Origin of the sequence: Tissierella carlieri (genome assembly GCF_018917285.1) — a bacterium.
In the GTDB taxonomy this organism is placed as follows: domain Bacteria; phylum Bacillota; class Clostridia; order Tissierellales; family Tissierellaceae; genus Tissierella; species Tissierella carlieri.
Map to the genome: position 1 here is coordinate 95,038 of NZ_JAHLOH010000049.1, position 12,565 is coordinate 107,602.

Genomic DNA, 12,565 nt, shown 5'->3' on the forward strand with positions numbered 1-12,565 from the left:
ACAATACAAAAGGAGGGTATGATTATGAAAAAAATCTTAGTGGCGATTGATGGCTCTGAAAACTCAACAAAGGCATTAGAGAAAGCAAAAGAGCTTGCTTTATTAAACAACAGTGAATTAATGATATTAAATGTTGTTAGTGATCTAAGAAATTACCATCCATATGTTATAGACAGGGTATATGAATCTGAAATAAATAAGGTATTGTTAGAACATGGTAAGAAATTACTAGATGAAGCATTAAGAATTTTTGAAGGATACGAAGGGAAGGTTGTCACATCTATTAAATGTGGTGATGCCGCTCGTGAAATTATAGAAATGGCGGAAAAGGGAGGATATGATTTAGTAATTATGGGAAGCAGAGGATTAAATGCTTTATCAAGAGCGATGCTAGGTAGTGTATCAAATAAGGTGCTAAATCATATTAAGATTTCTGTATTAATAGTGAGATAGAATTACTTTTTTATAAATAATAAATTAAAATTTTTATCTACAGCCCAGTTAATCTAGGTTGTAGATTTTTTTGTTGATTTGTCACAGAATCGTAATTTGAAATCTCCATAGAATTATAATATAATTCTATAAAATAGCATAATTTATTTGATTGGAGTTGGATAGGAGATGAAAAAGAAAATATTTAAATTTATTACAATAGGTGCTACTGTTTTAACTATGACTTTAAATACTATTTCTGTTAATGCAAACTCTAGTAGTATGGGAATGCAGCTTTTAAAGAAATATAACTCAAATGAAATAATTTACTTAAAAAATAAACCAATAGAGATACCTGTATATGCCAAAGAACAGACAGAACAGTTAAGAGGGGTATGGGTGTCCACGGTGTATAACTTAGATTTCCCATCTAAAAAGGGATTGGCTGAATGGGAGTATAAGAATGAGTACATAAGGATTTTAGATAATTTAGAAGCCTTAAATATGAATGCAGTTATATTTCAAGTTAGACCGAAATTAGATGCATTTTATGAATCAAATATAAATCCTTGGTCAGAGTATTTAACTGGTACACAGGGATTAAGTCCTGGATGGGATCCATTAGAGTGGATGATTGAAGAAGCTCATAATCGTGGAATGGAATTTCATGCTTGGTTTAATCCATATAGAGTAACTACTGGAAGTGAACAGTTGTCTGATTTAGCTCCTAATAACTGGGCAAGACAAAATCCGCAATATGTTTTTAATTTTGGTGGTAAGCTTCAATTAAATCCAGGAGAGCCTGAAGTAATTAAATATATTAATGATAGTGTAATGGAAGTAGTAGAAAACTATGACATAGATGCAGTTCATTTTGATGATTATTTTTATCCTTTTAAGAGTGGAGATAGCTGGTACGCAAATGAGGAAGAAGCTGCATTTAATAAGTATGGAAGTGGATTCAAAACCAGGGACGATTGGAGAAGAAATAATGTGGACAAGCTAATAGAAACTGTTCATAACTCCGTTAAGACTTATAATAATAACAATAATAAGAGTGTACAATTTGGTATTAGTCCTTTTGGTATATGGGAGCATAAAGATCTGCATCCAGAAGGAAGTATAGAAGGAACAGGTTCTTTAACACCTAGAACATCTAGAGCTTCTTATGATGATCAATTTGCAGATACAAGAAAATGGGTTAAAAATAATTGGATTGATTATATAGCACCACAAATTTATTGGACCTTTGATGAGAAGGCGGCACCTTATGGAGAATTAGTTGATTGGTGGGCTGATGTGGCAAATGGGACAGAAGTAAATTTATATATTGGTCATGCTAGCTATAGAAAAGCCGATGTAAATAATAAGAATTTAAGTTGGAAAAATCCTCAGGAAATATCAAATCAGCTTAAGTTTAATAGTTTATATGATGAGATAAAGGGAAGTATATTCTTTAGCTATAGATCTTTATTGGAAAATATAAATAATCCAGTGAATAACGAGTTTATTAATATTCTCAAGACAGAACATTTTACTAGTAAGATTTCATTACCCACTAAATCTAGAACAAGTCATAGTGAAGTACAAGCTCCATTGAGTTTAAGGTCAATAGGAACTAACTATGGAAATATATTGATTTGGGAAGATTCCCCAACAAATGATGCTATATCTTATTTAGTATATCGAGGAGCAATTGAAGATGGAAGTAATGAAGGGAAAAGTATTGTTAGAAAAGTAGATAGAGATAATTATAATGCTTTTGTCTTTATAGACAAAAATGTTGATTTATCTATAAAATATAAATATGCAATAACAGCTTTAGATAATGAGAGTAGACCTCGTGAGCAGGATTAAACCATTAAAAATATAAAGAAATAAGTAATAAGGAAAGATCTAATTTAATTTTAATATATAAATAGGACAAGGGAATCGCTTCTTTAATAAGTGATTCCCTTGTTGATTAGTGTATACCTTCTATATTAGTACCCTCTTTAGAGATTTGACAATCAACCTATCTCAGGAATTTCAGATAGATGGAGATAGAACAAATGAGCTTAATGAAATTATACTAGGTAAGAAGTTTTAAAAGATATAATAATACTTTTAAATAAGATAAATCATTAGATATAAAGAAACTTATTGGGTATAATTAAATTAGGGAATAAAATGAAGCTTTATTAAGCTAAATTGAACAGGGGGAAAGTCTTATGTTTAAAAGAAAAAATAAAATTCAAAAGAGAAATAAATCAGATGACTTTGAACTAGTTCTATTAAAGAGTATTAATAATGAATATGAATTTAACATGGTAAAAGGTATATTGGATGAACATAAGATTCCGTATATAGTAAAGGAGCATGGAATTGGCGGCTATATGAGAATAATTAGTGGTACATCTAATGAAAGGGTTGATATATTAGTAGAAAAATCAGCATTTGAAAAAGCAAAGGCTATTTTAGAGCAGTTTGGCCTAGAAGAGTAAAATTCAACTACTAAAAATAAACTTATTTAAAAGCCATATAGATTTTTATATGGTTTTTAAAGGATGGAAAAAATAGGCTTGTGAAATTATTGAAGAAATATAAGCAAGGTAAAAATCTAAAAATACATTAAGAAGATTAGTGCATATTCTTAAAGCTTATAATCCAAGGATTATTTATATTTTCTTCAATAATTTTTCTAGATAAATTAAACCAACTTTTGCATTCATCAAGTATTATAGAATCTGAAGTTACCACTCTTTCCATTTTAGAAAGTATAATATCGGGATTTGATACTAGTTCTACCTTTAATGGTATTTTCCATGTATCTTCAAGATTAGTAATTTTACTTTTTAATACGCCAGAATTAGAAACTGGTGCGTCTAGGAAAAAAATTACCTCAGGAACTTCAAGCTGATTTAATTTATTTCCAATAAGTTGTAATGCTATGTCAGTTTTATCTATAGGTTTATAAGTACCCCTTAAACCTGCTAAATCTCTTATAACACCGTCGTTTCCAAGTATAAGTGGGCTTCCTGATAATGCTACCTCAAGAGTTATAATTAAATTGAATCCATCTATATGCATACACCCGTTTTTAGCTATTTCCAATGGAAGCATAGTTGATTTTCTTTTTTTATATTGTAATTGAGTTGAAGTTGCTCTCTTTAGTGCAATTCTTTGTCTTGCAGAAAGCTGATAATGTCCTCCAACAAATTCTAATATTGAAGACAATTTATAATTTCTATCTAACAACCATTCAATCTCTTCTTGTGCAATACTAAGTTTTATTAAAGATTGCTCTGAAAACCATTTATGATCGTTAGGATCGAATCCTCTTTTTACTATTTTTACAGACAATGTCACTCCTCCTAAAGTTTAAGGTTAAATATTTGATTTCCTTATATATTATTTCCTTATTGGAAAGAGATTAATAAAAAAGATATTAGAATAATTTATACGGGGATAATTTATCGGTTCTTACAAATACTATATATAGTGATAATTCAATTAATAGGAGATGAATTTAATGTCAAAAAATAAATTAATTGTTCCTGAAGCTAGAGAGGCTTTAGAAAAATTTAAAATGGAGATTGCAAATGAATTTGGAGTAGATGATCCTAGAAATCTGGCATCAAAACATACTGGTTTGATAGTACGAGAATTAATAAAAATGGGAGAAGAGGAACTTATAGATAATAAGAAAATAGAGTAAGAAATATAGACCATAGATAGACATATGGTCTATTTATTTTATTTTAACATCTTTTGTCCAAGGAACTTTTATGTAGCGTTAAAAATAAAGAAGTGTTAATATAGTTAGGAGAAAATATTGCAATCAGGAGGAAAATATAATATGAATGAATTACATAATGGTGAAGTGGATAGCATCATTATTAAAGGAGCTAAAGAAGGTAATTTAAAGGATATTTCACTTAAGATACCTAGAAATAGAATAGTTGTTTTTACTGGTTTATCAGGCTCTGGAAAATCTACTCTAGCTATTGATACTATTTATCAAGAATGTCAAAGACAGTATTTAGAGGCTATAGGATATCAGGGAATTAATAAGCCTAAAGTTGATTTCGTTCATAATTTATCACCTGCCATTAGAATTACACAAAATGAATATAATAAGAACCCACGTTCATCGGTGGGGACGGTTACTAATATCTATACAGGTCTTAGAATGATTTATGAAAAGTTAAGCAAAAGAATTTGTCCAAATTGTAATAAAGAAATAATCTCTTCTGAATGTAAAGAAGAGGTTGAGAAGTTTGAAAGTAATTTCAAAGTTTATATGTACTGCAATCATTGTAATCATAAGATGGAGAAACTTACAAGAACACATTTTTCTTATAACACTAGAGAAGGTGCTTGTAAAACATGCCAAGGATTAGGAAAGGTCTTAAAGGTAAGTAAGGAAAACGTAATTCATGAACATTTGTCATTGGAAGCTGGGGCAATTGATTTTTGGGAACAAAGATATAAGGATTATCAAATTTCTGTATTATATAATGCATTCAAGTATTATGGTGTTCCAGCTGAGCCGCATACTCCAGTTAATGATTTTAAAGAAGGTCAAAAGTTAATACTTTTTTATGGAGTTGAAAGTGATGAAGTAAAGAAAAACTTTCCAGATATTATTCCTCCCAAAACTGTAGCAGAAGGGAGATTTGAAGGTATATTTCCTGTTCTTTGGAGGAGGCTATCAGAAAAAGGTGGTGAATCAAAAAAACTAGACGAATATTTTCGTTCTGATATCTGTCACGAGTGTATGGGGGAACGACTTAATAAGTTAAGTCGTAGTGTAACTGTACTAGATACACATCTTCCAGAGTTAGTTTCTTTATCATTAGAGGAACTATATCAATGGCTACTAAAGATTGAGGATTATGCTAAGGGTACAAATAAACTTATGATAGAGTCTTATCTATTAGATTTGAAAACTAAAATTCGAAGGATTGCTAATGTGGGACTAGATTATCTTTCACTAGATAGACAAACTATGACTTTGTCCGGTGGGGAAGCCCAAAGAATAAGATTAGCTGCAACATTAGATTCTAATCTAACGGGAATCGTATATATAATGGATGAACCAACAATTGGTCTTCATCCAAAAGATACTGCTGGAATTATAAATATACTTAAAGAATTAAGAGATCTGGGAAATACAGTTATAGTTATTGAACACGATATAGATGTAATAAGAGAAGCTGACTATATTATAGATATGGGACCTGGTTCTGGTAAACATGGTGGTGAAATCATTGGAAAGGGAACCTTAGAAGAACTTAAAAAACAGAATATGTCTATAACGGGCTCTTATTTAAAGAGGAAAATACAAAATCCTAAAAAGTTTCGAAAAGGAACGGGAGATACTATAGAAGTAAAAAATGCCAATCTCTATAATTTGAAAAATATTAATGTTAGTTTTCCTGTTGGTTGCTTAACTAGTGTTACTGGAGTTTCAGGTTCTGGAAAATCATCCTTGGTATTTGAAGTACTATCAAAATCAAATATAAGAAATCAGACAAATCATAATAAAGTAATAGGCACTGAATTATTTGATCAGATTATAACAGTGGAACAGTCTTTTCTAACTAAAATGAAGCGCTCCAATTTAGCAACTTACTCTGGGGTTTACTCTGAAATAAGGAAAATCTTTGGTGGATTAAAGGATGCTAAAGATAGAGGTCTAACTATTAAAGATTTTTCATTTAATACTAAAGGTGGGCGTTGTGAGAACTGTGAAGGACTTGGATATGTTACAAGTAATATGTTATTTTTTGAAGACTTAGAAGTTACTTGCCCAGTTTGTAATGGAAATCAATTCAATGATGTGGTCTTATCTATAAAATATAATGGATATAATATAAAAGATGTTTTAAAAATGTCTGTTGAAGATGGAATTTATATATTTAATAAGTATCCTAAGGTTATTAAGATTTTAAAATTACTTAAAGATGTAGGATTAGGATATCTGGAACTTGGTCAAAGTTTGACTACTCTATCTGGTGGTGAAGGACAGCGATTGAAGCTAGCTAAAGAGTTAATTAATAGTGAAGGGAAAAATAACCTATATTTAATTGATGAACCTACAAGTGGACTTCATCCAATTGATGTAGAAAACTTTCTTGTACTTCTTAATCGAATTGTAGATTCAGGAAGTACAATAATTGTAGTAGAGCATAATCAACAAGTTATAAGAGCTTCCGATTGGATAATAGACCTTGGACCAGAGGGTGGAATTAATGGGGGTAAGGTAGTTGCTATAGGGACTCCCGATGACATTATAATAAATCAAAACTCTATAACTGGGAAATTTTTATAAAGATTTGTAAAGGATTTATTTCAAAATATACTTATACTGTAAAATTAGGTGGACTATTATATTGACGGTTCACTTAATTTATTTTTTGTAACGAATAGGAAAATTCTACTTCTTATCTTTTTCATTTTAGAACTTGCTATGATCTAAATGAGTTTTAAGCAGATTGCCAAAACCTTTGAGCATAGATAGATGCTTTTTTTATCTTATTTTCTAGTTATTAAAATTTTGTATTCCTTTTAATCACCTTTTACATATTATTAAAATTGAAAGAGAACTATAGATGGAATAAACCATTATTAATGATATAATACTTATAATAAAATAAAGTTTTATATATATCCATTATAAAATTTTATTAAGATAAAAAAGTTGTAAAATAGGAGAAAGTTATGAAAAAAATAATGCTTAAAATAATGGTTGTTTTTATTACAATAGTTCTAATATCTTTTCTAGTATTAGAAAGTCTAATTATTATTGAGGGAAAAAGAATATCAACGGAAAAAGTGGATTATGTTATCGTACTAGGAGCAAGACTTTATGGAGATATACCTTCTCCAGCCTTATTAGAAAGACTTAAGATAGCTAAAGTATATTTACTTGAGAATAAAGAGGTAAAAGTAGTGGTATCAGGTGGACAAGGTTTAAATGAAGATATTGCAGAAGCCCATGCTATGGAGAAGTACTTAGTAGATAATGGTATTGAAAAAAGCAGGATAATTATCGAAGATAAATCTACATCTACTTTTGAAAATCTGAGGTTAAGTTTAGATAAGATAAGGGAAGTAGATGATAAAGAAAATATAAAGATTTTAATTGCATCTAATAAGTATCATATTTTCAGGTCAAAATTATTAGCAAAGAGATTAGGATTAATTCCTTATGGATTGCCTGCCAAAACACCGCCCATAATTATCTTCAAATCTTATATTAGAGAATATTTTGCTGTAATAAAATCTTTTTTCTTAGATAAAATGTAAAATTTATGAGTAATTAGGATAAGAAAATTATTTTAGCTTAAGTACTTGACTACCACCTTGGGGAATACATTAAGCTTAAATTAGGAGGTGGTAATAATGCAAATTAATGAAGTTTGCAAACAAACAGGATTAACTAAGAAAGCAATTGAATATTATCAGAACAAGGGATTGATTTCTCCAATAATAAAAGAAAATGGATATAGGGAATTTACAGATGATAACCTTGAACAATTGAAGATGATTGCTTTGCTAAGAAGGCTTGATATAGGTACAGATGACATTAGAGAAGTAATTGAAAGTAAGGATAAGAAATCTGTTCTAATAATGATAAAGCAAGAAAAGCAAATTCAAGCAAAGGCAAAACTAGCTCGAATAGAATTAATTGAGGAATTAATTCGTGAGGAAGATATGTATAAGGTTCAAGATAGGATTAATTTACTAGAGCAACAAACTACAATAAAAGAAAAATTGATGATAGCTTTCCCTGGATATTATGGTCGTTATATTAGTATTCATTTTGGGCAATTTCTCAATGAACCTATAAAGACAGAGGAACAAAATAGAATGTATGGTATAATAGTTGATTTCTTAGACAATATTGAATCAATACAAATACCCGAAGAGCTCCAACCTATATTAGATAAAGCTAATCTTGATATAGAAGATGAGGTGCTGGAAAAACTTAATCAAAATATGCAAGCTGTATATGATGACTTTGAAACATACTGGAAAACCAACAAAGATAGTATAGTTGAATATGCAGAGTTTAAGAAATCAGAGGAGTATCAAGATTCTATGATGGCTCAGCAAATGAATTTATTTCGTAAGTTTGGAGAAACGAGTGGATACTATGATATATTTATTCCAGCAATGCGAAAATTAAGTCCAGCATATGATAAATATTATGAAAAGATGCTAGAAGCCAACGATAAATTAATCCAGAAGATTCCGGATATAGAGAAATGGTAAATTAGGATTTAGGGAAACTTCTCACTTTTTGCCATATTATTAAACTAAAATATGAAAAGGCTAGCTTGTGAATATATAATTTTAAAAGATAGGGATGGATATTATGAAAAAGATATTATTGTTACTATTAATTATTATATCAATGATAGTATCAAGTTGCGGTTCAAAAGCCGTTCACACTACTGATATTGTTGCAGATGATGTGTGTCTATTTATTATGGAGTGAGTAGTTATGCAATGTTCGGTACAGATGAAGAGACACTAGAAGAATTGCAAGATGCTTATAATAATCTTTCCCTTGAGCCTACAGATACAGAGATGGATATTAGATCAATGATTAATATTGTTTTTCTAAAGGAAGGGGAGCCTATTGCATCATATGGTGTAGATAAAAATGGTGTATATTGTCTGGATGGTAAAACAGAAAATTATAAATTAAAAGATGATAGTTTAGATTATGATCGAATACTAGAGATATATGATGAAAGTAAAAATGAGAATTAATAAGAGTAATTTATTGTGAATTTAGGAATTAGACAATGAGAAATGAAATGGAATATGATATTTGTAATAGAGAAAGGACTAAGAAGCTATAATAGCAGTTTCAAGGTCTTTTTTCTTTATTGACATATATAGATAACCTATATATACTATATATAGATTATCTATATATGGAAAGGAAGGGAAGATATGGCTATTAATAAGAATCTAATTACTGGGAGCACAACAATGTTAATATTAAAGCTCCTTGAAGAAAAGGACATGTATGGCTATTTAATGATTGATGAATTAGCTAGGAAATCCGATAATACATTTTCATTAAAGGCAGGTACACTTTATCCATTACTTCATAGTTTGGAGCTAGAGGGTATGGTGAATTCATATGATGAAAAGGCGGATAGTGGAAGAATAAGAAAATATTATAACATCACCAAGAAGGGTAGAAAGATGCTTGAAGAAAAGAAAGATGAATGGAAGACATATGCTTCAGCTATTAACAAAGTCTTACAAGGAGGTGCTAGTTTTGGAACAATCTAATAAAATCAAAGAATATTTAGAAACAGTTTGTGAGCAAATAAGGTGGAAAAAGGCTCATGGAATTATTTCAGAGGAAATAGAGAATCACATTATTGATCAAAAAAACGCTTTTTTAGACGATGGATTAGATGATGAAACAGCAACTGCTAAGGCAATATTAGAAATGGGGGATCCTGTTACTATAGGTACAGGATTAGATGGCGTTTACAGACCAAAGCCAGAGTGGGGAATAATTATATTGACTAGTGTAATGCTCCTTCTAGGTATAGTGATTAGAGCTTTTATTACATATGACTATCAGATGTCATGGAAATTAATTAATGGTATAGTATATACTTTGATAGGTATAGCTTTTATGACTATTGCATATTTCCTAGATTTCAGTATTATAGGTAAATATCCTAAGACGATATATTTTGGGCTAATTATAACAACTATAGGAATTGTGATTTTAGGTCCTACAATTCGGGGACAGAATTTCTATGTTAAGTTTATTATGTTGTTGTTTCCAACAGCTCTTGCGGGAATATTATATACTATGAGGAGTAAGGGTTATTGGGGAATAATCTTAAGTGGAGTATATTGCATTATACCAGGGATTATTTGTTTTAAGGCAGGATTATCAAGTCTAGCATTATATTTCATAACCTGTTTCATATTGATTATATTTGCAATAATAAAAGGTTGGTTTAATGTAAAAAAGATTAATGCCTTATTACTTGTTTGCATATTAACAGTCATTTTATCCATAGTTATATTAGTATCCATGAATGGTTATCAATTAGATAGACTAAAAGGTGCATTTGATCCTACGGTAGGAGGATATATGAAAAATATAGTAAAAAAGATAATCGAAAATGCGCAGTTTATAGGAAATAATAGATATGGAATTGATACAAGTAACTTAATTGAACTGGAATATATAGATACGGACTATTTATTAATCCATCTAATCGGTAAAATAGGTTGGATATCTTTTATAATAATAATGCTTATTATCTTAGCTTTTATTATTCGCTCTCTTAGATTTAGCTTAACTCAAAAAGGAGTATTAGGAGGATTGGTGTCGTTTTCCGTTATAATAAATTTTACTATGCAGGTTTTAATATACGTTGCAAATAATCTAGGTTTCCAATTAATTGCACCACTAACACTGCCTTTAATTTCTTATGGTGGGATTGGCACAATAATAAATATGTTTTTAATAGGCATTATGCTCTCAGTATATAAATCTGGCATCTTATATAAAAATGATAATAAGTTAGATATAGGTTCTAATAAAAATAAGATTTTTCAGTTTATAGATGGAAAAATAATTATTGATTTTAATAGAAGATAAATAAAGTTTATCACTCCTATAAACTATTTATAATATAATTACAATTTGCTGTGATTGGATAAGTTTACTGTATTACTTGATAATATAATATCAATTGGGGTATAAGGCACAATATAGAAATAATTTTCTAAAATAAATTTATAGGGGTGATAAATTGGGAAAATATAATGTTTCAAATCGAGATCTTATTTTGTTTTTGGGGATTACTTTTGGATTAACGGTGATAATGGGGATTGCTATGAGGTTGGCATATCCTACATATTCAGTAGATTCTTTCCCTTTGGTGCAGATGAATTATCCTGCTATTGGTGTCATGGCTGCTTTATTATTAAATAAAAAATGGCGAAATGAATTACCTAAGAATTTTTTTAAGACATATTTATTTATTACTATTACTTTAATTATTTATCTTCTAGTAGAAGTATTTGTATTTCATCAAAATCCAGATATTCATTTAGAAATTTGGATTATGTTAGGTAGCTTTTCTCTAATTATTGCATATAACAGCGATAGCAAGGAGAAAATAGAGAAATTTGGATTAAAGTTTAAAAAGAATGTAAAGTCATCAATCATATATATTTTATTATTCGTTGCTCTATATTTAACTGCTATATTTATTTCTTCAATATTAGCTGGAGAAGTCCATAGCTTTATAGAACCATTTAAGAGTCTGAAAAAATGGAGTGTTTTGTTACTAATGCCTCTTTTATTTGCATTTAGTTTTATTTCATTTTTGGGAGAAGAATACGGGTGGAGATATTTTTTGCAACCAGCTCTTCAAGAACGAATAGGAAAGAGAAAGGGAGTTATAGTTTTAGGTCTAATTTGGGGGATTTGGCATTTGCCAGTAAATATGTTTTATTATAGTCCAGAAACACCTCTTCATTCTGTAATAAATCAATTAATAATTTGTATTGGTTACTCGGTTTTCCTTGGATATGTATATATGAAGACTGAAAACATATGGACTATATCAATGATACATTTTATTAATAATGGTCTTGGTGGGATACTATATGGAGGCACTGGAACTAATTTAGTATTTACATGGAAGTCAGTCTTCATAAATCTATTGTTCTTTTCAATACTATATATGCCATTCTTACTAGCTAAAGAGTATAGAAAATCAGATATAGATATGGTGGAAGCAGTAGAATATACTGGAGAAGAGATTGAAGTTACTGAAAAAGACATAGAGAGATGACTAACTTGAAAAAATTAGGTAAATGATTTTGTGTGCATTTTTAATAAAGATGAAATTTTATCTTTTAAATTTAGTCAATAAAGAATAACAAAGTGATTGAGATTTCTATTAAGTTCAGCATATGGTAAAGTTAAATGGTACCTATAGATAGGCACTTGGAAATAAGTGGTTTGAACCGACCCCCAAAAGTTAGACCTAAGAATCTAACTGATGGGAGGTCGGTTTTTAAATGGCAAAATATAGTTATGAATTTAAGATGAAAGTTGTACAAGAATATTTAGCTGGAAAGG

Annotated in this window: 12 protein-coding genes; 11 read left to right on the forward strand and 1 reads right to left on the reverse strand. The window is 29.6% G+C overall.

Going from position 1 to position 12,565, the window contains the following annotated elements; all coding sequences use genetic code 11:
• The first annotated feature begins 24 nt into the window (after window positions 1–24).
• The 3 genes from KQI38_RS18145 to KQI38_RS18155 all read left to right on the forward strand — a co-directional run bounded on the left by KQI38_RS18145 (window position 25) and on the right by KQI38_RS18155 (window position 2,915).
• Window positions 25–453 carry a universal stress protein gene (locus KQI38_RS18145; protein WP_216561913.1) on the forward strand — a complete coding sequence of 143 codons (429 nt, stop codon included), beginning with the start codon at window positions 25–27 and terminating at the stop codon, window positions 451–453.
• A gap of 168 nt (window positions 454–621) precedes the next feature.
• Window positions 622–2,289 carry a glycoside hydrolase family 10-like protein gene (locus KQI38_RS18150; protein ID WP_216561915.1) on the forward strand — a complete coding sequence of 556 codons (1,668 nt, stop codon included), beginning with the start codon at window positions 622–624 and terminating at the stop codon, window positions 2,287–2,289.
• Between the two features lie 353 nt (window positions 2,290–2,642).
• A complete protein-coding gene (locus KQI38_RS18155; protein WP_216561917.1) occupies window positions 2,643–2,915 on the forward strand; it encodes a putative signal transducing protein in 273 nt (90 codons plus the stop codon).
• 136 nt (window positions 2,916–3,051) lie between these two features.
• On the opposite strand, the gene KQI38_RS18160 is transcribed toward KQI38_RS18155, so the two are convergent.
• Window positions 3,052–3,774, reverse strand: a complete 723-nt coding sequence (locus tag KQI38_RS18160; protein WP_216561919.1) for a DUF434 domain-containing protein — start codon at window positions 3,772–3,774, stop codon at window positions 3,052–3,054.
• 169 nt (window positions 3,775–3,943) lie between these two features.
• Between KQI38_RS18160 and KQI38_RS18165 the strand changes: the two genes are divergently transcribed.
• The 8 genes from KQI38_RS18165 to KQI38_RS18200 all read left to right on the forward strand — a co-directional run bounded on the left by KQI38_RS18165 (window position 3,944) and on the right by KQI38_RS18200 (window position 12,275).
• The gene (locus KQI38_RS18165) at window positions 3,944–4,129 is read left to right on the forward strand and encodes an alpha/beta-type small acid-soluble spore protein (protein ID WP_216561921.1); all 186 of its coding nucleotides are present in this window, start codon (window positions 3,944–3,946) and stop codon (window positions 4,127–4,129) included.
• A 141-nt stretch (window positions 4,130–4,270) separates the two neighbouring features.
• A complete protein-coding gene (locus KQI38_RS18170; RefSeq protein WP_216561923.1) occupies window positions 4,271–6,748 on the forward strand; it encodes an ATP-binding cassette domain-containing protein in 2,478 nt (825 codons plus the stop codon).
• 389 nt (window positions 6,749–7,137) lie between these two features.
• Window positions 7,138–7,725: a YdcF family protein gene (locus tag KQI38_RS18175; RefSeq protein ID WP_216561925.1), complete on the forward strand. Its 588-nt coding sequence runs from the start codon at window positions 7,138–7,140 to the stop codon at window positions 7,723–7,725.
• A gap of 96 nt (window positions 7,726–7,821) precedes the next feature.
• Entirely contained in the window at window positions 7,822–8,694 is an 873-nt protein-coding gene (locus KQI38_RS18180; RefSeq protein WP_216561928.1) for a MerR family transcriptional regulator, read from the forward strand.
• 222 nt (window positions 8,695–8,916) lie between these two features.
• Window positions 8,917–9,198, forward strand: coding sequence for a hypothetical protein (locus KQI38_RS18185; protein WP_216561930.1), 282 nt, complete (start codon window positions 8,917–8,919; stop codon window positions 9,196–9,198).
• Between the two features lie 186 nt (window positions 9,199–9,384).
• Complete coding sequence (locus KQI38_RS18190; RefSeq protein WP_216561932.1) at window positions 9,385–9,732, forward strand: PadR family transcriptional regulator; 348 nt, start codon at window positions 9,385–9,387, stop codon at window positions 9,730–9,732.
• Window positions 9,719–11,071 (forward strand): FtsW/RodA/SpoVE family cell cycle protein, encoded by a 1,353-nt coding sequence (locus KQI38_RS18195; protein ID WP_216561935.1) that lies wholly within the window; start codon window positions 9,719–9,721, stop codon window positions 11,069–11,071. Before KQI38_RS18190 ends, KQI38_RS18195 begins: the two co-directional genes overlap by 14 nt.
• 154 nt (window positions 11,072–11,225) lie before the next feature.
• Entirely contained in the window at window positions 11,226–12,275 is a 1,050-nt protein-coding gene (locus tag KQI38_RS18200) for a CPBP family intramembrane glutamic endopeptidase (protein WP_216561937.1), read from the forward strand.
• Window positions 12,276–12,565 lie beyond the last annotated feature (290 nt).